16 protein-coding genes are annotated in these 24,461 nt (G+C 38.3%); 5 read left to right on the top strand and 11 right to left on the bottom strand.

From position 1 onward, the window contains the following. Window positions 1-53: 53 nt before the first annotated feature. Together ACZZZW_RS13490 and ACZZZW_RS13485 are read left to right on the top strand one after the other, a co-directional pair. Entirely contained in the window at window positions 54-2,912 is a 2,859-nt protein-coding gene (locus ACZZZW_RS13490) for a S9 family peptidase (RefSeq protein ID WP_463494054.1), read from the top strand. Window positions 2,913-3,188: 276 nt separating this feature from the next. Beyond that, on the top strand, window positions 3,189-4,469 hold the full coding sequence (locus tag ACZZZW_RS13485; RefSeq protein ID WP_463494052.1) for a nucleoside recognition domain-containing protein: 1,281 nt from the start codon (window positions 3,189-3,191) through the stop codon (window positions 4,467-4,469). Window positions 4,470-4,550: 81 nt separating this feature from the next. Here the strand turns inward: ACZZZW_RS13485 and ACZZZW_RS13480 are convergent, their stop codons facing one another. The 5 genes from ACZZZW_RS13480 to ACZZZW_RS13460 all read right to left on the bottom strand — a co-directional run bounded on the left by ACZZZW_RS13480 (window position 4,551) and on the right by ACZZZW_RS13460 (window position 12,808). Continuing rightward, window positions 4,551-4,790 carry a hypothetical protein gene (locus tag ACZZZW_RS13480; RefSeq protein WP_055911951.1) on the bottom strand — a complete coding sequence of 80 codons (240 nt, stop codon included), beginning with the start codon at window positions 4,788-4,790 and terminating at the stop codon, window positions 4,551-4,553. A gap of 100 nt (window positions 4,791-4,890) precedes the next feature. Further along, complete coding sequence (locus ACZZZW_RS13475; protein WP_463494050.1) at window positions 4,891-5,331, bottom strand: PaaI family thioesterase; 441 nt, start codon at window positions 5,329-5,331, stop codon at window positions 4,891-4,893. 313 nt (window positions 5,332-5,644) lie between these two features. After that, window positions 5,645-6,919, bottom strand: a complete 1,275-nt coding sequence (gene ltrA / locus ACZZZW_RS13470; protein ID WP_463494048.1) for a group II intron reverse transcriptase/maturase — start codon at window positions 6,917-6,919, stop codon at window positions 5,645-5,647. A 673-nt stretch (window positions 6,920-7,592) separates the two neighbouring features. After that, entirely contained in the window at window positions 7,593-10,049 is a 2,457-nt protein-coding gene (locus ACZZZW_RS13465) for a TonB-dependent receptor (RefSeq protein ID WP_463494046.1), read from the bottom strand. 368 nt (window positions 10,050-10,417) lie between these two features. Further along, window positions 10,418-12,808, bottom strand: coding sequence for an ABC transporter permease (locus ACZZZW_RS13460; protein WP_463494044.1), 2,391 nt, complete (start codon window positions 12,806-12,808; stop codon window positions 10,418-10,420). Between the two features lie 394 nt (window positions 12,809-13,202). On the opposite strand from ACZZZW_RS13460, the gene ACZZZW_RS13455 reads away from it, so the two are divergent. Together ACZZZW_RS13455 and ACZZZW_RS13450 are read left to right on the top strand one after the other, a co-directional pair. Further along, the gene (locus ACZZZW_RS13455) at window positions 13,203-13,661 is read left to right on the top strand and encodes a MaoC family dehydratase (RefSeq protein WP_029274701.1); all 459 of its coding nucleotides are present in this window, start codon (window positions 13,203-13,205) and stop codon (window positions 13,659-13,661) included. A 93-nt stretch (window positions 13,662-13,754) separates the two neighbouring features. Further along, window positions 13,755-13,988 carry a hypothetical protein gene (locus tag ACZZZW_RS13450; RefSeq protein WP_055904701.1) on the top strand — a complete coding sequence of 78 codons (234 nt, stop codon included), beginning with the start codon at window positions 13,755-13,757 and terminating at the stop codon, window positions 13,986-13,988. 232 nt (window positions 13,989-14,220) lie between these two features. Here the strand turns inward: ACZZZW_RS13450 and ACZZZW_RS13445 are convergent, their stop codons facing one another. Next, window positions 14,221-14,877: a hypothetical protein gene (locus ACZZZW_RS13445; RefSeq protein WP_157255339.1), complete on the bottom strand. Its 657-nt coding sequence runs from the start codon at window positions 14,875-14,877 to the stop codon at window positions 14,221-14,223. A 410-nt stretch (window positions 14,878-15,287) separates the two neighbouring features. On the opposite strand from ACZZZW_RS13445, the gene ACZZZW_RS13440 reads away from it, so the two are divergent. Beyond that, window positions 15,288-15,809 (top strand): DinB family protein, encoded by a 522-nt coding sequence (locus ACZZZW_RS13440; protein ID WP_463494040.1) that lies wholly within the window; start codon window positions 15,288-15,290, stop codon window positions 15,807-15,809. A gap of 144 nt (window positions 15,810-15,953) precedes the next feature. Here ACZZZW_RS13440 and ACZZZW_RS13435 read toward each other — a convergent pair whose 3' ends face one another. From ACZZZW_RS13435 to ACZZZW_RS13415, 5 genes are all read right to left on the bottom strand, one after another. Then, window positions 15,954-16,874: a metallophosphoesterase family protein gene (locus ACZZZW_RS13435; RefSeq protein ID WP_463494038.1), complete on the bottom strand. Its 921-nt coding sequence runs from the start codon at window positions 16,872-16,874 to the stop codon at window positions 15,954-15,956. Between the two features lie 329 nt (window positions 16,875-17,203). Further along, complete coding sequence (locus ACZZZW_RS13430; RefSeq protein WP_463494037.1) at window positions 17,204-18,985, bottom strand: RagB/SusD family nutrient uptake outer membrane protein; 1,782 nt, start codon at window positions 18,983-18,985, stop codon at window positions 17,204-17,206. A gap of 10 nt (window positions 18,986-18,995) precedes the next feature. Then, window positions 18,996-22,394: a TonB-dependent receptor gene (locus ACZZZW_RS13425; protein ID WP_463494036.1), complete on the bottom strand. Its 3,399-nt coding sequence runs from the start codon at window positions 22,392-22,394 to the stop codon at window positions 18,996-18,998. Window positions 22,395-22,599: 205 nt separating this feature from the next. Further along, window positions 22,600-23,772: a FecR family protein gene (locus ACZZZW_RS13420; RefSeq protein WP_463494034.1), complete on the bottom strand. Its 1,173-nt coding sequence runs from the start codon at window positions 23,770-23,772 to the stop codon at window positions 22,600-22,602. Window positions 23,773-23,850: 78 nt separating this feature from the next. After that, a complete protein-coding gene (locus ACZZZW_RS13415; protein ID WP_055904684.1) occupies window positions 23,851-24,417 on the bottom strand; it encodes an RNA polymerase sigma factor in 567 nt (188 codons plus the stop codon). Window positions 24,418-24,461: the final 44 nt, after the last annotated feature.

Here is a 24,461-nt window from a genome sequence, read left to right as displayed (position 1 = left end):
AATTCCAATTTTAGAAGATTAAATCTCAACCAACAAATTAATTAACTTTTAAAATGCAAAAGAGACTAACTATTATTCTGTTTTTCGTTGTCAGCTTTGCCTACGCACAAAAAAAACCTTTAGATCATACCGTTTATGATACTTGGGAATCAGTAGGTACTAAGCAATTGTCAAATAACGGTACTTGGGCAATGTACAGCATCTTACAGCAAGAAGGCGATGCACAGCTATACCTAACCAATATTAAAACCAATGCAAAGCTTACCATTGCAAGGGGAATGAACTCGCAATTTAGCAACGATTCTAAATTTGCTGCTTTCAATATCCGGCCGTTAAATAAAGATTTACGTCAGGCTAAAATTAAAAAGAAAAAGCCCGAGGAATCACCTAAAGACTCATTGGGTATTGCTAACCTTACTACAAATGCAATAACCAAAGTACCAAGGGTAAAATCATTTAAATTTCCGGAAGAAGGTGCTGGTGTATTGGCTTATTTAACTGAAAAGCCAGATACAGCAAAGAAAACAGTAAAACCTGCCGATAAAAAAGATGGAGAGAATGATTTTGCCGATGATGACCCTGCTTCTAAAGCAAAAACGGATGAAGGAACAGATTTAGTAGTAAAAAATCTTTTAACGGGTGCAGATAAAACCTACAAATTTGTTACCGATTATTATTTTAGTAAAGATGGTAAACAACTTGTTTTTGCTTGCAGCGGATCAAAAAAAGATAAAACTGCTCCACAAGGTGTATTTTTATTAAATACAGAGAAAGGCACACTTAAAACCTTAATTAAAGGCAAAGGAAGTTTTAAAAATTTCACATTCGATGATGACAGTGAGCATGTAGCTTTTGTGGGCGAACAAAGTCCGGAGAAGCAGGAAATAAAAGATTATAATGTTTATTACAACTCTTTAACGCTTGATACTGCACAAATATTGGTTGATTTTGATATGCCAGGTTTGCCAGCAAAATGGTCGGTTAATGGTGACGGAAAAATAACCTTTAGTAAAGATGGAAAAAAACTGTTTTTTGGCATTTCTCCGGTTAAAAAGCCAAAAGATACCACTATTGTAGATTTTGAAGTGGCAAAAGTTGATGTTTGGAATTATAAGGATGATTACTTACAGCCGATGCAGCTTAAAAATGCAGATAGAGATAGTAAGAAAAGCTATTTATCAGTAATTGATGTATATAGCAGTGATCCTAAAGTAATTCCACTAACAAATTTACAATTGCCCGATGCCAACCCAATTGCAGAAGGCGATGCAGCAATGGTGCTTGCTTCTACTGATTATGGCCACAGAATCGAATCACAATGGAGCGGATCAACTTCAAAAGATTATTATCTGGTTGACACTAAAAACGGACAAAAAAAGAAAATTATCGAAAACCTGAATGGTTACGCATTGGCCTCTCCGGCAGGCAATTACATTTTATACTTTGATAGAAAAGCAGGCAGCTGGAGTACCTATAATGTAGCCACTGGAAAGGTTACCGTTTTAACCGCTGGTTTAAGTGAAAAATTTGTTGATGAAGAAAACGATGTGCCAGATTTACCATCAGCATATGGATTAGCTACCTGGACGGAAGGTGATAAAGCTGTTTTAATTTATGATAAATATGATATCTGGTCGTTTTCACCAGATGGAAAATCGGCTCCAAAAAACATTACTGCCGGATTTGGAAGGGCAAACAACCTTACTTTCCGCTATGAAAGGGTAACGCAGGATAATAGATTTGAAAGAAATGCCGACAGTAAATTTGTTAAAGCAAACGAATTGGTTTGGTTGGATGGTTTTAATAATGCAACTAAAGAAAATGGTTTTTACCGCACAAACGTAGGTTCTGTTAAAGCACCAGAATTGGTAATAATGGGTAAATTTAAATATTCGAACCTGGTAAAAGCTGAAGATGCAGACGTTTATATTTACGATAAAGCTAATTATGTAGAATCGCCAAATGTTTACGTTACGACTGATTTTAAAACTGAAACCAAATTAAGCAATACCAATCCTCAGCAAAAAAACTATAATTGGGGTACTGCCGAACTGGTTAAATGGACTACTCCAAAAGGTTATAAAGCAGAAGGTATATTGTATAAGCCTGAAAATTTCGATCCGAATAAGAAATACCCAATGATTGCTTATTTCTACGAAAAACTTACTGATGGTTTATATACCTATCAAGCACCTGCTCCTACTCCATCGCGTTTAAATATTTCTTATTTCGTGAGTAACGGATACTTGGTTTTTGCACCTGACATCAGTTATGAAACTGGTCATCCGGGTAAATCTGCTGTAGAGTTTATCAATTCGGGTGTAGAAAGTTTAAAGAAAAACAGTTGGGTAGATGGCAGTAAAATCGGCATCCAGGGTCAAAGCTGGGGCGGTTATCAGGTTGCTTACCTTATTACCCAAAATAATATGTACGCAGCAGCATGGGCGGGTGCGCCTGTAGCCAACATGACTTCTGCTTATGGTGGTATCCGTTGGGAAACCGGGATGAACCGTCAGTTTCAATACGAAAAAACACAAAGCCGTATCGGTGCAACCCTTTGGGAAAAACCAGAATTATACATCGAAAACTCTCCGTTATTTATGTTCCCGAAGGTGAATACACCAGTGGTGGTAATGGCCAACGATGCGGATGGAGCTGTGCCTTGGTACCAGGGAATTGAAATGTTTACAGGCTTGCGCCGATTGGGTAAACCAGTTTGGATGCTTAATTACAATGGTGAAGCGCACAATTTAGTGCAACGCCAGAACCGTAAGGATATTCAGATCCGCGAACAACAATTTTTCGATTATTATTTAAAAGGTGCAAAAGCTCCTGCATGGATGACAAGCGGGGTTCCTGCTACTGAAAAAGGGAAAACCTGGGGTTTTGAATTAACTGATGATAAACCTTAAATGAGTCTGGAGTGTTGAGTTGGGAGTTTGGAAGCCATGGTGCAGAAGCAACAGTTCATCGCAGATAGATAAAATATTTAAATCCATAATAGATAGCCTAACTTTTTATTATGGATTTTTTCAGTATTAATATTAAAAAGCAGTTATCCCTCTTTAATATTATGGCTATGGGTAATGACTCATAACCCCAACGTCTCAACTCCAAACTCTTTTCTATGATCTTTCGCTTAAAAAAGGTATTTTAACCCCTTCAAAGCAAAACATTAAACATTCCTAATGGCATTAAGCAGAATTTGGTCGGCATTTATTATTGTAGCTATTTTTGTAGCCTGTATTAAATGCTTTTTCTTCGGGCAAAGCGATATTTTTAACTGGATGGTGATCGGCAAATCGTCTGATCCGGCAAATCCATTAAAATTGGATGGAATTATCGAAACCTGCTCTATTGCCGTTAAACTTTGTATTGAACTGGTGGGCACTTTGGCTTTATTTATGGGTTTTATGAGCATTGCCGAAAAAGCAGGAGGAATCCGTTTATTATCTAAAATCATTGCTCCTTTCTTCTCCAAACTATTTCCTGATATACCAAAAGGGCATCCTTCTATGGGACACATGATTATGAATTTTTCTGCCAATTTATTGGGTTTAGATAATGCAGCAACGCCATTCGGAATTAAAGCAATGGAAAGCCTTCAGGAATTGAACCCAAATAAAGATACTGCCAGTAATGCACAAATTATGTTCTTGTGTTTGCATGCGGCTGGATTAAGCCTAATACCTGTGAGTGTTATCGCGATCAGGTCTACACAAAATGCCTCTGATCCTACTGATATATTTATTCCCTGCATGATTGTAACCTTTATGGGTACCATGGCTGCTATGCTGATTGTTTCTTTTAAACAGAAAATAAATATTTTTCAACCTGCAATCATTACCTGGGTTTTAGGAATCTCGGCTGTGATTGGTGCGCTGGTATGGTATGTAAGTAAATTGAATGCAGAAAGCATAAAATCATTTTCTGGTTTATTAAGTGGCGGTATTATCCTGCTGATTTTTCTGCTCATTGTATTAGGCGCACTTTACAAAAAAATTGACGTTTTCGATTCATTTATTGAAGGTGCCAAAGGTGGCTTTGAAACAGCAATAAAAATTATCCCCTACCTTGTTGGCATACTGGTAGCCGTTTGTATGCTAAGAACGAGCGGAACTTTCGATGTAATTATGAACGGGATTAAACAGGCTTTTGTTTTATTTGGCGCTGATACCCGCTTTGTTGATGCCCTTCCTACAGCATTAATCAGACCGTTAAGCGGTGGGGCAGCAAGAGGCATGATGGTAAGTACCATGATTTCTAACGGACCTGATTCATTCGCCAGCAGACTTTCGGGAGTTTTTCAGGGGGCTTCTGATACTACTTTTTATGTAGTAGCCGTATATTTTGGATCAGTTAGTATAAAAAATACCCGTTATGCAATTGGTTCGATGTTATTGGCCGATTTGGTAGGCGTAATTACTGCAATTACAATGGCCTATTTATTTTGGCCGGGATTAAAATAATTTACTAACGAAAAATCCCTGTCTGATATAACACCAAACAGGGATTTTTTTATGAGCATTAGGTTAAATGTGATCTTAATTTTACGAAACCTGTGGAATTGAAATTCGGTGAATAATTTCGTCGATCGCATCTGGATCGATTGCCACATTTTTAGAGGCACACCATTTTTCACTTTTATTATCTAACCAGATACAAAAGGAATGATATCCATCTAAAACAACGGCATAAGTTTCATGAAAATCATCTTGAATACGCATGCAAAATCCTTTAAAAATTTTGCCTCTGACAATAAATTGCAAGGTTGAATAATTTTCTAACATGGCTCATTATATTTTTGGTTAAATTACAACAAAATATAAACGAGAATGTTTGGTTAATTTTAACAAATTAATAATTAATTCTTAAATGCTGCTTAATGCCTTAACCTATGTTTAACATGTTGGAATAACCTTTGGCAATTAAACGTTTTTTCGAGGGCAAATATAGCTCACATTGCAGGTTTAGAATGGTGCGTCCTCGCTTTACAATTGAGGTTTCGGCTATTACCTCATCTCCTTCATTTGCAGGTGCAAAATAATCAATATAGTTACTTACAGTAGTGTAACGCTCATTTAATCCCATCGTAAATACCGTTGCCCCGATTAAATCATCAATAATACCTGCGGTTACGCCACCGTGCAAAATCTGATAAGGATTAGTCATTTCTTTACGGATGGTATACTGGCAAATTAAAATTCCATTTTCCGCTTTAATTAAAACCGGCGCAAGCCAGTTCATAAAATTAGATGGCGAATCGGTTATTACCTTACCTATTGATTGCCTTAAAATTTGGAGTCGCTGATCGCTTAAAGATTCTTCCATATGGTTTGGGATGTATTAAGGGGTAAAAATAGGGAAAACAGTTGGGAGTTGAGGGGGTGGAGGAGTTGGTAGTTGGGAGTTTGGAGTTGGGAGTCTATGGTTGATAGTTTATGGTTGATAGTTGATGGTTCATGGTTGGGAGGTTAATAGTTGATGGTTAATTGTTGATGGTTATAGTTCATGGTTGGTGGTTGGGAGTTTAAAGGGCATGTATCAAATGTGCTTTAATTAACAATCGAGTAAGAAGCAGGGAATTAGTTTCCCTGCTGTCTCCTCACACCACCGTACGTACCGTTCGGTATACGGCGGTTTGTTAGAATAACTTCGTTTGGTGTGTCGTTTTCCAATAGTAATAATTGGTAAATCCATCAAGTCCATGCCTCAAAAAGAACTTCTTGTCAAGGGTTGTAAGTAATATCGGGCTGTTTGCAGTCCTACAGTACCCCTTACGGGTATTGGCCAATTGATAGGCCCTTGGTTTTACCAACCCCATCTTCATTAAATTCCGCGCTCTACCCGTTATACTCTTCCATTGCTTCCAAAGAACAATCCGCAGTCTGGTCCTCATCAACTCGTCCAGTCTGGTCATATGACTCTTTGCTTCTGCAATAGAGAAATAATTAACCCAACCATGAATGATTTCCTTAAGCGTTAATATTCTTTCTTGGAATGGAACTGGTTGGCTACGTTTAGTTTGCTCCCGGATTTTCTCCTTGATCGCTCTTAGAGATTTGGATGAAATTCGCATCTTCCATCCCTCTTTGCTACCATAGAATGAAAACCCGAGCAGACTACTTTGGCTTGGCCTGCTAACCTTACTTTTTTCCCTGTTAACCTTCAGTTTCAGGCAGTCTTCCAGATATACTGAAATACTTCTCATTACCCGGTGTCCTGATTTCCTGCTTCTTAGATAGATACTGCAATCATCAGCATATCGCACGAACCTGTGCCCACGCTCTTCGAGCTTAACATCGAGTTCGTGAAGGATAACATTTGATAGTAACGGACTTAATGGACTGCCTTGTGGCGTTCCTTCTTTTCTTGGGCTGACCAATCCATTCTCCATGATCCCCACACTCAAATAAAGACGAATAAGCTTCAATGTCCGCTTATCCTTTATCTTTACTGACAGCAGATGCATAAGTTTATCATGGTTTACCCGGTCAAAAAATTTGTCCAGGTCAAGTTCCACAATCCAGGTGTAACCTGTGTTAAGATATTCCTGAGCCTTTAACACTGCCTGATGGGCATTGCGATCTGGCCGGAAACCATAACTATCAGAGGAAAAGTCGCCCTCGTACTTGGGGCTCAGCCATTGAGAGATGGCCTGCTGGATCAACCGGTCAATGACCGTTGGGATGCCAAGCATCCTCTTACCACCACTGCCTTTGGGTATCTCTACCTTTCTTACAGCGTTCGGTCGGTAATGGCCTGATAAAATATCACTCCGTAATGCCTGCCAGTTAGCATTCAGGTAGTCGCGAAGTTCATCGGTCTGCATACCATCAATACCACCAGCACCCTTATTGGCAGTAACCTGCCTAAAGGCTCTTTGTACATTTCGGATGTCTAATATTTCTTCAAGCATAATACTAAAAAAAAAACTCCTTCCCAGGCATTGTGTACATTGGTTGCACGGCTCGGCTCAGCTCCTCTTATAATTTACTCTCGGATTCCGTCCTACCCTCATATAAGCAGTTCTCTAATGTGGTTCCGCTGTAAACGCTCTGCCATAAACTTCCTGTTTCCTTTGCCATCCTAACATTTGGTCCTTTCTGCATCCGAAAAATGCAGTACTACGACCGCTGCTGACTTCTGATTGAGGCATTTAACATCTCTGCCAAATGTTTCTTCTCCTGTAATCGCGCTTACAATTGACAGAACTCATTCAGATCTCCCGGGGTAAGACAATCTACTTCCTATGGATGTGGCCTCTGTATCTGCGTAATAGTCCCCGTGCAGTATTGGGCTTCTGTTTGTTTCGCAACATCACCCGGACTAAATCCGCCTCGTATACAGTTTCTGTTCGTAAGCCCCCATATTTGCCGCGGACTTCCTTCAGATTCGCAGTCACCCACGACACCCTTGTCTCGAGCTAACACTTCCTACTGCTAAGCGTGTTCGGGACTTGAACCCTATAGTCGATTGCCATGCCCGGCGCACGAAAAAAATGGAAGATAAATTAATTACCTTCCATTCATAAAACGAAACATTTAACACTAAAACATGGAAATTTTATCCCATAATAGTATTTACCATTCCTAAATTGGAATAATGACTTTAAAACTGAAATTTCTGCCCATATTGTAAATTCCAGACCGACCGTTGCCAGACTGTTTGTAATATTCAAAATATTTTAGCCTGTTTAAATTAGATTGGTAAGCGATATTGAAAATGTTATCTGCCTGAATAAATATATCACACAAAACTTTCCCCTTTTTTGATTTCAGGGTTGATCCAATGCCACCATTAATTAATGTATAACCGGCGGTAAAAGTCTCCGTATCATCCAAGGCATAAAATTTATCCTGATCTGCAAAAAAAGCAGCATCAACCTTTATGTAAGGCTTGTCAAAAATGCCAAACGGTTTTTGTGAAGTTGCCTTAATCTCTGTTCTAAATTGCAATGGCGGAATAAATGGTAAATATTTAGCTTCCCTGCCATATTTGTTCAAAAGTTCCTGATTTTGATTTAACCCCACTACATAAGCCAGACTATTGTTGAAACTTAACCATTTTATGGCAGCAGGATGCAGGTTTACTGAAACTTCAGCACCGTATAACCTGGCTTTCGATTGTTGATACTGATAAGTTAAATTTCCTGGAACTATAACCACCGGATTCCCATTGGCATCGGTTAAACGCGATTGATAGATGTAATTCTGAATATTGTTGTTAAAAACTTCCAGGCTAATTTCTGCATCTTTTAAATAAGCAATAACGCCAATATCCTCCTGAAGATTAAACTCTGGCTTAAATGTTCTGTTGCCTAAATACACAATGTGGGCACCTGGATCTAAGCCATTAGAACCTATTTCGGTAATATTTGGTGCGCGGTAACCCCTTGCAATATTGGCCTTTACAAGTAATTTTTCGGAAATATTATACGTTATACCCAAACTTCCTGATAAGCCGTAATAATTTTTATTAAAAGCAGGAAACTGTAATTCCCCTGTAGGATCACTTGAATTAACCTGTTTACCAAATCCGGTTTGGGCATCGGTGCCGACGTAAAAATCGTTCCAGTTTATGTTTCTTCTATCAATTCTGATTCCTCCCGAAACCGCTACCTTACCCATCGATTTCTTTGCAAAATAAAAAGCACCAATATCAAAGAGGTCGTAATCAGGGATCGGAAAGTCGGTGGCCACCTTGCTCCTATTGCCCTGGTACATTCCGTTTATGCCAATGGTGCTTTCGATACCACTAAAATCTGGCAGATTATATTTAAGATCGTAATTAAAAGTATTGAGCACTACATAAAGCCCAGCCTGGCTTGGCAACGTGGGGTGATTGTATTCTCTCCTTACACTTTGCTGTCCGCCGATTAGCAGATTAAGATCGCTGGTACCAAATTTAAACTGACTGGTGTTGTAAAACCTGTAATGGTGAATGTGCTGATGCAGCGGATTAATGGTATAGCTGTTCAGATCGTTCTCCGCAACAATTGGTCTGTTTTTAATGTCATCACCCTCATCCAAAACCTGGCGTGTAAACTTTCTTGATAGAGAATCTCTGCTGCCATCGGGTATTTCCATTAAATTATCGTAATAGGTTATAGCCGTTTTAGAAAACCCCCAATCCTTATCTACCCTTGCGCTGGCTGATAAATTATATTCTCTAAAGGCTGTTCCATAAACTAAACCATCAATTTTATTCTTGTAGTTGTGCGCCATTTTCCCTGTAGCCCTAAAGGTATATTTCCAGTCGTTTTTTATATAAGCAATGCCCAAAGAAGAACCAATCATCCCATTATTGCTTTGGTAATTTGCTGTAAAATCACCTTTTAAATTTTTATTCTCAAAATTTGGGCTAAATGGAATCATGTTGATTACACCTGCCAGGGCATCAGAGCCATAGGTTAAACTGGCCGGGCCTTTTACCACCTCAGCCCTAACAATACCATATTCATCTACTTCAATTCCATGTTCATCACCCCATTGCTGGCCCTCCTGCCTTAAACCATCATAAAGTGTTAAAACACGGTTGTAACCCAAACCGCGAATAAATGGCTTTGAAACGTTTGGTCCGGTGGTAACTGCTGTAATGCCAGGAACACCTTTTACAATGGCTTCGATGAGGTTGGTATTGACATTCTGATCCATTGATTTTTTAGAAAGCACTGCAATTGGCACAGGGCTTTTACGCAGTTGTGTTGCCCGGTTAACGCCGGTAATTACCACATCACTTAAATCGGATGTTAAACTTAACAAATCAGCATTAACCTGAACACTGTCCTCTTTAAGCAAAATTTTGATTCTCTTAGATTGATAACCTATGCCAGAAAAAATAAGGTCGTAATTTCCGGATTTGATGCCATTCAATTGATAAATACCGGCATGGTCTGATTTGGCCGATAGTGCTGATCCAACAACTTTAATATTAATGTTTTCTACAGGTACATTTTGTGAGGTGACCAGGCCTTTAACAACAACTTTTTGTGCAATGGCATTTAGCGAGATAAAGAAAGTGAAGCAAAATAGAATTGAAGATTTCATGAACGGAATAGATTTATCTAAACATAATTTTAGACAAATCTAAATTTTAATTTAAATAAATCAAATAAAATATTTAGATAACATTTAATTGCAGGTAAATTTACGTTCAGTTAAAGGCGAAAAGTGATGACTAAAACAGCGCAAATACCTGTATTAAAGTTAAATACAAATAAATATTTTAAATGATTTAATAATCGTTCTGTGTTAATCTTCTTAAGTCTGCGGGAAATTGATAGCGAAATACTTACGCAGATTTCATGAATCAACACAGCGTTATCTTTTAATTAGGCGAATTTTATTAGATCCTGAAACAAGTTCAGGATGACGAATGGCTTGAGAACATAATGCTAAAGATGCTCTACATTAATTTACTCATATTTAAGCGCATCTACAGCATTTGCCTTTGCTGCGCGGTATGATCTGAAACTGACTGTAATTAGCGTAAGCACCATTGATGCAACCATGGCCAACATAAAGGGCCAAATACCAGGCGAAACACGATAAGCAAAACCTGATAGCCATTTACTTGTTAAAATGTAAGCCAATGGCCACGCAACGAGGTTGGCAATAAAAACCATTTTGATAAAATTGCGATTCAGCATTTTAACCAATTCAGCTGTGGTTGCGCCAAGTACTTTTCTGATCGCCATTTCGCGCGTACGCTGAGCTGCAACAAAAGAAATTAACCCAAAAAGACCGATAAAGGAAATAAACATAATCACACCTGCAAATATTTTAAACAAAAGGCCTGTTATATGTTCCGACTCGTAATAATTATTAATGTCATCATCTAAAAATCTTGAATTATACACCTCATTAGGAAAAGTACTTGTCCAAAGATTTTCTATTGCTTTCATGGCATGCATCATTTCCTTTGCATCTAATTTTATTGCCATATTATAATATTGCCTTTTTTCCTGGTAGAAAACCATCGGCGAAATTTTTTCTTTGAGTGATTGATCATTAAAATCTTTAATAACGCCAACTATCGGACCTGTTCTTCCATTTTGTGCAATTACTTTTCCAAGGGCCAACTGAGGGTTGGCGATACCTATCTTCTTTACAAAAGTTTCGTTGGCGATGTAAGCATTAGCGGTATCACTCTTTTTGTAAACACTTCCTGCAATAAACTGTAGCCCGAACAGATCGAAATAGTGTTCATCACTCATACTCAGCCGAACCTCAAAATCTTTATTCTCTCTACCATCAACATAAAAATTTGTGGTATTCATACTTCCTGAAAGTGGCGGCCGGGCAAAATAACTTTGCTTTTCAACCCCTGGTATATGAAGCAATTTTTCTCTAAACAGTTGCTGATGGCTTATGCTCGAACTATCTCCAGGGAATCCAATCATCACTACCGCATCCTTCTTAAAACCAAGTGGTTTTTCTCTTACGTATTGCATCTGTTTAATCACAACAAAAGTGGCAATGATGAGCACAATGGTAATAGTGAACTGTATTACAATTAATATCATTCTTAAACTCAAATTGCCTGATTGGACAACGATTTTGTTTTTTATGGCTAAGGCCGGACTAAAACCTGAAATAATCATTGCAGGATAAAAACCGGCTAAAAAACTAACCAGAACGATCATCAACAACAAAAACACAAAAACTGCCGGACTTGTAAATAGCGACAGAACAACTTCACCTTTAAGGAGATGCGACAATGAAGGCAAGAGTAATTCGGATAAGATACAAGCAAATAGCATTGAAATTAATACAATTGTTGTTGTTTCTGCCAAAAACTGAAATAAAAGTTGCTTGCGCATTGCCCCCATAACTTTACGTACCCCTACTTCTTTTGAGCGGTTAATCGATTGTGCGGTAGCTAAATTTATAAAATTAATACAAGCCGTAATGATTAAAAAAATGCCGATGATGGCCAGGCCATACACTTCTTTTTTAGTAACCGATGTTTCGGAAAAGTTACCATAACGTTCGCTGAAATGAATATCTCTTAAAGACTGTAAGTGACTATTTTGATTCCCTGCAAGCTTTTTCAGTTTAAGGTATTTCTCATTCATTCTTTTTAACGACTGCTCAAATGCAGCCACAGTTACACCCGGCTTTAGCAAAGTAAAACACTCATTATAAGTGCTTACAGAATCCCAATCTTGATTATTTTTCCCATAAAATGTTGGGTAGCTAATCATAATTTCCATTGGAATACTACTGCTGCCTGGTAAATCGGCAAATATCCCAACAACCCTGAGCGAGATGGAGTTCCAAAAGGTGAAATTTTTTCCCATGGCCGTTTCTGCAGAACCAAATAAAATTTTAGCTGTTCTCTCTGAAATAACCACAGTATTGGGTATTGAAAATGATTGGGTTGGTTTTCCAAGAAGCCATTTAACCTGTAGCACATCAAATAATTCCGATTCAGTGAAATATACATCCTTAACGGCTTTAAAATGTTCGGTACCATCATCATTGCGTACCAGTGTAACACCACTATTACGCGAAATTCTGGCTATTTTTTCTATACCTGGAAGTTCGGCTTTGGCGGCAGGACCAAAAGGTAAAGGAACTCCCGCCGAGTAATCGTCAAAGCTATTGTATTTCCAATCGGTTACGAACCTGAAAATCCGGTCGCTATTTTTGAAATGGGTATCGTAACTCAGCTGAAATTGAATAAAAATAAAGATCAAAATACAACTGGTCATACCGATAGATAAACCAAGAATATTAATCAAGGCATATGATCGATTCCGCAACAGATTTCTAAAAGCAATCTTCAGGTTTAATTTGAACATAATTTATTTTTTATGACCAGTGCGATTCTTATGCCAAATATAAGCAAGCGTATTGAGCTTGTATACAAAGGGATTAAACAGTATTTTAATCAATTGCGGTGTTCGTTAATGAACAGCATTGTGCGTAAACGAACAGCAAAAATTAAAACATTTTGCTATAATAATCAATTGGTGACGCATTGCATACGAAAACAAACATGCTGTATATTAATGCATTATCAATAAAACCCAAATGAGTAAAAAAATCTTTAAAAGATTTTTATACGTATAGGCTTAAAGGCACCGTTATTATCGCTATAATTGGAAACAGAAGAGTGAAACCAACTACATAGCGGAAGGATTGCTGTACCTAACGGAGTTGTTAAAATAGTAATAAACAGATAAACAGAATTACATGTTGGTGATTAATAATTTTGAAGAGTATGAATCGCATTTAGGGAAAGAATTAGGCGTTTCCCAATGGCATACCATAGATCAGGAACAGATTAATAAATTTGCTGATGCAACATTAGACCATCAGTGGATCCACACTGACCCTGAAAAGGCGAAGAACGAAGGACCGTTTAAGGCTACAATTGCACATGGTTACTTAACCCTTTCGCTAATTCCTTATTTATGGAAACAAATTGCTGATGTACGCAATATTAAAATGGAAATTAATTATGGTATAGAGCGTTTTAAGTTTGGCCAGGCCGTTTTGGTAGATAGCGAAGTACAGCTGAAAGCAAAATTGAATTGCATTAGTAACCTTAGGGGAATTACTAAAGTAACCATCCAGGCTACTCTTGTTATTAAAGACCAACCCAAACCTGCTTATGTAGGCGATGTGGTATTTTTATATCATTTTATTTAATTACTTCTTTTGTCAGGAAACGTTACTTGGTATCCATTTGGCACGAATCCATCAGGATAAAAACCAATATGGGATAAGTTTGTTAGTTTAAGTATGGAAAATATCATCACACCTGATCAATTAATCAGCAACCATGCCAGCAACGGCAATAAGGCAACATTAAAAGTGGGAAGTAAATTTCAGTGGGATAGAAAACACGTTTCGAAAGAAATACCTACGCTAGAAGCATTTAAAAATGAAATCGATAACTTTTACGATTATAAATTGATATTGGGTTACGACGGTGCAGTTGGGCAAACGGTTTACATGGTTACTGCTATTAAATAGATCATTTTCTTCGCTCAAAGTTGCTTAAGTTACGTGTATGTAATCGGACAAATGAGGTATCTTGTTATTTAAAGAAGGCTTTTACGGGCGATGAAGCAAGGCAATCAGCATGAAAGATTGCTTTTGTTTATGTTTACGAAGACGATTATTTATCGTAAACCTGTTTAATTGATACAAAATACGCTAAAGAATAGATTCAATCTGTAGCTTTTAATATTATACGCCTAATCGCTTAATTAACTTCTGCAACATAACCACCTTTGTAATCGGTTTTTGTTTCAATAATTTTGATATCAGGGATTCTGGTTTTGGCAACGGCAGTTTCTATGGCGAAAGATGCGTTTGATTTGGTGGCTAAGTCAGCAATATTTTCAGTAATTAACCTAATCGCTCTTAAAGCTGCAAAGTACTGGCGATCTAGCGTTTTTATGGTATTAAGATCGCGTTTTTCGCGTTTGTTGGCCAAATTCGCCTGTGCACAGCAATACTGCTGCATCTGATCTAACTTTACTACTTTTTCGGTAATGGTTGCTAAAGCTGATGGCGAAAGTTCGATCCCATTAACACCGATTACCTTATTTTTTTTAACCAAATAATCAAATCCACTAAACGAAACGATGCTTGCCGGACCATTATTTATAATTGAGGTAATTTTTGGAGATTCTATTTTAGCATCAAAACCATTTTTGATGATTGACTTGTTAAAGTTAAACCTTTGTAAGATTAATGTTTCAATCAATTGATCGCCATCTACCTTTTCCAATTTTGCCACTGGTAAGGTCTCATTCAGCTTATTACCTTTGAAAATCAGATTTTTATCCGACCGGAATCCCATACTTAGAGTAAGAATTACTGAGAGTCCTAAAGATAGTGAGATAGCGTTTTTCATGACCAAAATTTTATTTCGGTGCAAATTAGGAAAATAAATTCATGTTACAATTCACAATTTTTGTATAACTGGGTTTACAACTTTTACACATTTTTGTTCACAACCCATTTATAATACTTGATTATTCTGAATTGGAGTTTCGCCTAAATCTTAATAAAACCTGTTTCATTATATTTTAGATATATAGATAATCTATGCAAATCTTTAGTAAATAGCAGTTAAAACAGTTTAATGCTATATTTAACATATACATTCCCCATTACCCCTCATTTATAAGGGTTTACATCGATTAGTAAAATGATGAATTTTGAACGTAATCATCTAACAAAATAAATTGCCAACCAGCAGATTGTAATCAATCACATTCTATCGTATCTTTATCATTACAAACAAAACAGATTATGAAAACGATGAAATTATTTTTAAGCCTGGCTTGCCTTTTAGTGATGTTAGGCACCGCCAAGGCGCAAACCGCAGCCAGTGTAAAAATTGCTGAATGGGAAAGAGCAAAAGCTTATACAAAAGAGTACCTGGATGCCATGCCTGAATCTGGTTATGCGTTAAAGCCTACACCCGAAATGCGCTCTTTCGCTGAACAAATGCTCCATCTTACAGATGCCAATTATGGTTTTACCGCAACGGCAACTGGCGAGAAAAGTCCTTTTGCATTGGGAGCAGTAGAAAAAATAACCGACAAATCGAAAGCAAACGTTACCAAAGAAGTAATGGCCGGTTATGATTATGTGATTGCAGCATTAAAAAAGATGACTCCTGCTCAATTGGAAGAAAAAGTAAAATTTATGGGCCGTTTTGAAATGACCAAGGATATGGTTTTTACTAAAGATTTTGAACACCAAACGCATCACCGTGGCCAGGCAACTGTTTATTTACGTTTAGCAGGGGCTAAACCTCCACAAGAAAAACTATTTTAAGGTTAAGTATTGTTCCGTCATTTTGAACGGAGTGCAACGCAGTTGAGAGATCTAATTTGAAACAAACTTCATTTTAGATCTCTACATTGCGTGTTGTTTCAGTTTAGATGATAATTTACTGATAACTAATATTACCTCGTATCACTATCCGGTTGTTTCGGGCCGCTCAGTTTCGATGTACTTATTTTCTAATGTACCATCACTGTATAATTTTAGTATGGCGTAACCCGGGGCTGTTTCCTGGTAATAATAAGGCCTGGCTGATCGTTTATCTCCTTTACCCCACCAGAAGCCACTCATTGCACCATTACAATAATATTCTACCCCGTTATACCATGCCCGATCTAATAAATGCTGATGACCGCTCAGGCACACTTTCACTTTATGTTTATAAAACAATTGTTTCAGTTCTTTATGGTCGCCATGCTGCCCACCTTCAAAGGTACCGGTAACGGTTAATATAGGGTAGTGCGACATAAGCAATACAGGTGTATTGGCAGGCAGATTTTCCAATTCGGCTTCGAGCCATTTATATTGTTCAGCATCCAAAGCTGTATTCTTATTATTTCCGTCTAATACGATAAAATGCCAGCCTTTTTTAGTGAAACTATAATAACGGTTAGGAATTTTTAGTCTTTTAACCACATAATCTTTTCCATACATTTCATCTGCGGTTGATGGTGCAGCCCACCAGATATCGTGGTTTCCGATACAGCTGTGTACCTCATAACCCGCAATTTGTTTGATGCAGTTATCCCAGATACCCCATTGCTCTGTTACACTTTCACGCGTAATGTCTTTATAATCTGCGGCATGGATACTATCACCTCCGTTTAGAAAAAAATCAACTTTCAGCTTTTTAATCTCCTGCAAACATTTCTCAAATCTTGCAGGCGCATTGTCGCCACCTCTGATATGTACATCAGTAATGTGTGCAATGGTTAATATAGGCTTACGGTTATTGCTTTTTTCAATAGGTGCAGCTAAAGTAACATTCTTTAAATCTCCTACCACAAGAGCAGCAGCAGCCAAAGGGATTGACTTTAATAAATTTCTTCTTTTCATATTTTTGTGTGTTTGTTGATTAAAGTAAAGGCACAACCGTCTTATTGAGCCTGTCGAAACATAGTAAAATGGTTTAAACCAAATCTTTCGCTAAGCTACCGTTGACAGGCTCAGTAAAGCGGTCGTTATTGCGAGGTACGAAGCAATCCTAAAACACACGCTACTAGCGATCATTTTAAGATTGCTTCGTCGGCTGAAAAAGCCTTCTCAGCAATGGCGATAAACTGAGGATATTCATTTCCTTAAATTCATGTCATTGATAATAAGTCCTATAAAATAAATCACTCCTTAGTATGACGATGTTTTAATTGAATCCAGCCTCTTATTTACTATTGCCAGCCAGTTGGTTGTTTTAACTGCGGGTTAAGCAAAATTTGTTGTATTGGAATAGGAAAATAGTAATATTTTGGTTCGATGAATGATCTCGGAGCACTGATATTTTCGGGGAACATGATGAAGCCCGAACTCCCGTTACTCAGATAAAAACTGTTATCGCTGAGGTAATATTTTACCAGGTTCTTTTTTACATCAGCTGTAAGCCCATCAAGTGGACCTTCCTGATCTTTAGCCTGTAAAATGGCAATATCTTCTACCCCATCACCAGTTACATCATAGGCACCGAGTTTGGGTAAATACATGCCCTGGGTTGGCCTTTCGAGTAATTTACCTGCTTTCCATCTCAATAAATCGCGAAATCTAAGCCCTTCACACGCCATTTCTACATTACGCTCTCTACGGATTTCTAAAAGAACTCCTTTGTTGCTTCCGTTAACCAATGGATACATATTGGCTAAAACAGGATCAGGTGAGGTGTTGGCATCAGCCATATTCAGTGGAGCAACTCCGGCACGGTTCCGTAGAACATTAATGGTAATATCCACATCGGCCTGGTTAAGCAAGCCCAGCTCGGCCTTTGCTTCTGCATTAATTAACAAAACCTCTGCATAACGCAAAATCGGAAGATCGGTAAACTCAGTGTATACCTTCGTAGTGGGATCAATAGCGTAGTATTTAATTTGTGGGTAGCCGCCAAAGGTAGGTCTGGTTTTACTAGGAATACCGCCCAATGTGGTAGAAAAACCCGGAGGCATAATGGTTACTGCCATCCGTGGATCGCGGTTATTAAAAATTTCGGCGTAAGTTTTTTTATCCCAGTTAGGGCTTGAGGTAAATGGTGTACCATCTGTCATAAGGTATGTATCTACCAGGCTTTTATTTATGGCCCACTGCCAATCGAAAACATAATGCGTACTGTTTGCCCGGTTTAATGCCTTATCGTAATCATCATAATAGATCATTTCTTTATTGCTGCTTAAATCCTGACTGGTAAAAAGCTTTTGATAGTCTTCTCCTTTTTTGCCGGTGTTATATATGCTAAATCCTGCTCCCATTACCTCTTTACTTGCAGATTCTGCACGCTGGATAAAAGTATTGGCTGATGCCTGCAAACCAAGCTCATCATGATATTTGCGAAAAGTACCTTCGAAAAGGCAGAATCTTGCCAGTACAGTTAATGCAGCCCACTTGGTAATCCGCGTATTGGTTCCTGTTGGGATGATGTTGGTTGCAGCATACTCAAGGTCGGCTTTTACCGAATCGGCCACCAGGGCACGCGGATCTTTTGCTTTGTACAACTGCGCCTGGTCATCTGGATTGAGTACGCTGGAATAATATGGAACATCGCCATACCTAACAATCATATTATAATAAAAAATGGCCCTGTAAAAGCGGGCAATGCCTACAAAATGTTTAATGGTTGCAGCATCTCCCTTTACCTGCTGTAAATTATTGAGCATGTAATTAATGGTACGCAGATTCCCCCAACTCCAGCCTCCAACATTGGTTGGGCTGATTTTTCCCCTGATCATGTTATCAACTTCACTGCCCCCTAAGTTTACAGATATGTTATCAGAAAAAAGATCGTTCGTACTCGGGCCGAACATGCTATAAAAACCATTACTGTAGGTTTCGAGATCTGCTGTTGTTTTAAAAAACTGATTGGGTGTAATGGTGGTTTCAGGAATCCGGTCTAGAAAATCCTTTTTACAACCCGCCAAAATTCCTATTATCAATACAAATAGGAAAATATGAATGTAATATATAGTTTTCATCTGTTCAGTGTTAAAAATTAAAGTTTAAGCCAAATGAATAGGTCCGTTGAAATGGATAAATATTGCCATCAAGGCCTTCAGGATCAAGCTTTACTTTAAGGTTAGAATGTTCAAAAAGATTTTCGCCGCTCACATAAAAATGCACGTTCTCTAACTTTGCTTTTCTTAAAAAGCTTTTAGGCAAGGTATAACCTAAGGTGATGTTCTTTACGCGTAAATAAGAAGCATCCTGTAAAAAACGGGTATTCGGTATACCAAGTTCCTCTCCGGTATCTTCGGCAGCATAGGCTTTTATCCTAGGGAAGTAGGCATTTGGCCTTTCAGGACTCCAATGATCGAGGTTCTGCACCGTAACGTTGGTCCATGGCTGTGCGTATATGCCCCAGAAGTAAATGTTGCTTCCTGCGGCATACCAGTCTCTTTTGGCTACTCCCTGTACATATACCCTTAAATCGAAACCTTTCCATGCACCTGATAAATCAAAGCTATAAGGCAACCGGCTCCTGCTATTCCCAATTTTGTAAAAATCACCGGGGTTATTTACCGTTTCATTTCCAAAATCCACTTTGCCATCACCATTGCGGTCTTTAAATTTCATATCCCCCACAAAATACTGGTAGCGCTGATCGTCGGTTCCTACTGCAGTTTGGTTGGCATGATTTTTCAGTTCATCAGCATTCTGGAAAAAGCCTTCTGATTCCAATCCCCAGATTTCGCCAATTTCCATTCCTTCATAATAATCACTTAATAGTTTATTTGGATTATCAAAACGGGTAATGTATGATCTGCTATCGCTCAGGGCAAAAACAGCGTTATACGTAAACGGAGAACCACCAAGCATAAACTGATCTTTCCAACCTATTTTCAACTCCCAGCCTTTGGTTTTTAAATCGGCGGCATTTGCCGTTGGCGATCCTGTTCCGAATACTGCAGGAAGCGGTTTTCCGGGCACCAACATGTTTTTGGTGAAACGGGTATAACGGTCGAAACTCAGGTCTAATCGGTTTTTAAAGAAACTCATATCAACGCCAAGATTAATGGTTGATACTTTTTCCCAGGTAAAGCTATCCGAAATTGCTGCTGGTGGATTTACATAATTCGGTTGAGAACCGCCTAAAATCTGGATGGTTTTCCCACTGGTCATTTTTAAGAAATAATCATACTCATTTGCAGCGGCCTGGTTACCCAGCATACCATAAGATCCCCTAACTTTCAACATATCCACGGCCAAAAGTTCTTTTACAGGTTCAAAAAACTGCTCTCTTGAAATAACCCATCCTGCAGATGCAGAAGGAACGAATGTCCACCGTTTATTAGGCGCAAAGCGCGAAGATCCATCATAACGGCCATCAAGCTCTAATAGATAGCGCTCTTTATAATTATAATTAAGCCTATAGAAAAGCCCCTGAACTGCCCATTCTGCAACATTCTCTGTTATTGTTTGATCACCGGTGGCCAGATTGACTGAAGGCAGACCATTTGAAATCAGTTGCTTACGAGAAGCTAAAAATTTGGCATTTCTAAAATGTTCTTGATTATAACCTACCAATCCTGATATAAAATGATCCCCTATTTGCTTTTGTGCCTGGGTATAAAGATTGATAACATTGTATTTTACATTCCCATTCTGATCTGTTGCCGAGGTAGAAGTAGTTAAAGGTGGCGCAAGATTTGGTCCCGTTTTATACGGAACCGGAATTTCGTATGATTTATTTAAGCTATCTACCCTTCTAAAAGTTGCATCCCCTTTTAAGCTCCATATATTTTTAATTAGTGAAGCATCGAAAGAAAAGGTACTTTGAACGGTATTGGTGCTTATGTTTTTTCTTCCGCCCTCTTGTACGGCGCCAAGCAATGATGCCCCGGCCGAAGTCCATGAACCATCAGGGTTACGCGGAATATCGGTTACATTGGTGCGGTTAATATTCCAAAAGTAATTGCCATCTATAAATGTTGGTGCCTCATAAAAGGTTGAGGTTAGCATGGTGTTATTTGAAATGGTAAGCCATTTGGTTACATTTAAATCTACCTTTCCCCTTAAGTTATAAATGTTATTGTTTTCATTTGCATTTTTGATCATTCCTTTTTGCCTGTAATAATTTGCAGATAAGAAATAACTGATCTGATCGGCCTTTTTAGAAATATTTAAGCCTACATTATAAGTTGGAGCGGATTGTTCGTAAGCTTCTTTTAACCAATCAGTAGATCCGATGTAAAACCATTTATTAGGATCAGTAGGATCGGTAATTACATCCGGTCGTGAAGGATCAAGCGAACGCAACCTTGCGGCTTCAACCAATGCTGCACTGTAAGCTGGATTATATAAAGGAAAAGCTGCTTCATTTTTTACTTTTAAAACCTCGTAAGGATCTGTAACTAATTCGGGCAGTTTGCCTACGGTACGGTAAGCGGTATAACTGTTTACACTCACATTTAACTTATTGCTTTTGGCAGATTTGGTTACCATTAATACCACTCCAAAAGGTGCTCTGGCCCCATATATTGCCGAAGCAGCAGCATCTTTTAATACCGATACACTTTCTATATCTGCCGGGTTAAGGGTTAATAACTCTGATGCGCTAAAAGGCACGTTATCTACCAAAATCAGCGGTGCTCCACTCCCATTGATGGAAGCAAAGCCTCTAACATTAAAATTTGGTGCAGTATTCGGCCGTCCGTTTGCTATGGAAATATTCAGATTGGGAATTAAACCTTGTAAACCCTGACCTAAATTTGCAATTGGCCTGTTTTCCAACTGCTTTGAACTGATGGCATCAACTGCTCCGGTTAAATTTGCCCTTTTCTGCGTGCCGTAACCCACTACCACCACATCCTCAAGATCGGCCATATCGGGCTGAAGGGTGATGCTGATTTGGCCAGCTTTTGAAACTGGTACTTCCTGGGTTTTATAGCCTAAATAAGAAACCACCAAGGTTGCACCTTCATCTGCGATGCTAAATTTAAAATTTCCGTTCTCATCAGTTTTATGGTAGGTTTTTGTTCCTTTTATAAGGATAGAGGCATTTGGAAGGGTATTCCCTTTTTCATCCAGTACTTTTCCGGTAATTTCTATAGCTCGGAAAATATTAATTACTTTCTCCAGTAATGATAAGGGCCTTGATTTGATAATTATTGTTTTCTCATCAATGGCGTAGGTAAGGTTTTTACCTTCGAAACATTTCCCCAACACTTCATCAAGAGAAGCGTTGTTAAATTTCGCATCGATGGTTTTGCTGGTTTGGAGTTTATCGGCTTCCCAAAGTACATTATAACCGATTTGTGTTCTAATGGCTTTAAAAACCTTTTTTATGGTTATGTTTTTTTTGACCAAAGATAAGCTCTGGGCATTGCTTGTTGTAGCACTTACCTGAATCAGGCAGGTTACCATTAAAACTATTATTAGTTTCATTACTCGCAAAAATTTGGTCGCGCAGGATCGATACCTGCAAAAAATATTAGCAGAATTTGTATACATTTGTTCGTTTGTTTTGGTTTAAGGTATTCTATCTCAATAGTGTATTTAAACTGAGCCAAAGCATTCCCGGGTAATCCGGTTAGGGTCAGTAATGTTCGTAGCATTGCTGACTTTTTTTTGGACTGCAGTTTTTAAGTTTTTATTTTATCACCACAATCCTCCTTCCTTCAATTTTAAAGTGTACGGAACCTGTAAATTCTATCTTTTTAAGCACTTGTGATACATTTGCAAACCGCGAAACCGTTCCGCTGAATTCTTTTGATTTTAAACTGCTGTCATTAAATACCACCTCAACATCATACCATCTTGCTACCTGGTTCATAATACTTTGCAGGGTTTCATTATCGAACATAAAAAATCCTTCCTTCCAGGCAAGTACCTGTTCGGTATCAACTGTTGAAACTTGCAGGGCCGAAGCGTTCAAAACCGATTGCTCACCAGGTTTTATGGTTTTAGCGGCTAAACTTATTCCCTTTGCAGCGATAGGATGTACTGCTACTGAACCTTCTAATAAGGTTGTTTTGGTGTTCCCATCTTCCTGATAGCTATTGATGTTAAAATGGGTACCCAGCACTTCTACTTCCTGCATATTGGTTTTTACCACAAATGGCAATCTTTTACCATTAACTGTTCTTTTGGCCACTTCAAAATAGGCTTCCCCTGTAAGCGTTACTTCTCTTTTAGTTGCAGCAAACTGTGCCACATAGCGCAAAGATGAACCGGCATTTAACCAAACTTTGGTGCCATCGGGTAAATTAACCTGGTATTGCCCTCCTTTTGGCGTTTCAATGGTATTGAAGTTAGCCATGGTAGAATTTTTCTGACTGGATTTAGCATTATCTGAAACGGTATAAAGCAATTGCCCGTTAGCAGTTTTTGAAATAACAACACCGGTTTGATCGGCAATTTTTCCGTTTTGAACATCATCTAAGGCAATGCGCTTACCATCAGCAAGTGTTAAAAATGCTTTATTTCCTCCGGGAGCAATGTCGTTACGCACAAAATCTGTTGTTTTTTGTACTGATGCATTTGTTTTATTAGCCAAATAATACACGCCCACACTTAGCGCAATAAAAACCGCTGCAGCTGCTGCCAATTTATATTGCGGCACCAATTTCCTGGTTTGATTGTTTTCCTGCTGTATGTTTTTCCAAATCGATTTCTTTAATTCATTGTAATCTGGTTCCGTTTGGAATGGTCCGGGATCTGCTGTTTCTTTTAAATACCAAGATTCTACAAGATCTATTTCTTCGGGGCTGCATTTGCCCTCCAGGTATTTATCAAGTAGTGCCTGAGCGCGTTTATACTCCATACTATATTTCCTCTTTTGGTAGATGTATGGTTATGAACGCTTGCTCCTACGATGGGAGTAGACGAAATGAAAAAATAATTAAAAAATTAAAAAGAAAAGCGTTCCAAGCTTTAAACGAAGGATTTTTAAGGCATTTGCCATTTGTTTCTTCACGGTTTTATCTGAAATTTCCATTTGTGAGGCAATTTCACGATGAGAAAGATGCGATTTTCGGCTAAGTTCAAATACCGCCCTCATTTTGGGGGGCAACAGGGAAACTTCATGCTCAATCCGCCTGGCAAGTTCCCGATCACGTACCAGATGGTCGGTAGTGTTGTTCTCATCATCCAAAAATTGAGTTAAAGAACTTAAATAGTTGGCCTTTACTTTTCCGCGTTGAAAAAGCTTAAGAATACTATTTCGGGTAGCAGCATATAGAAAACAGGAAAGGGAAATTTGTATATGTAAGGTTTCGGCCTTCGACCACAGCATCACGAAAACATCCTGTACCACATCTCTCGATTCTTCATCATTTTGAAGTATTTTACGCGAATACCTAAAAAGTATGGCCCAATAGCGATCGTAAAGTATGGCATATGCACGGTGATTCCCTTCTTTCAATAAAAGAAAAAGTTCTTCATCCGTATACAGATTATAATTTGCCATTACTCCGCCTAAATTTAGCTACAAAAAAACCATTTACAGATTAA

Source organism: Pedobacter sp. AC379, from assembly GCF_979258145.1.
The sequence above is the reverse complement of the archived record's forward strand: the minus strand, read 5'-3'. Positions and strand labels throughout refer to the sequence as shown.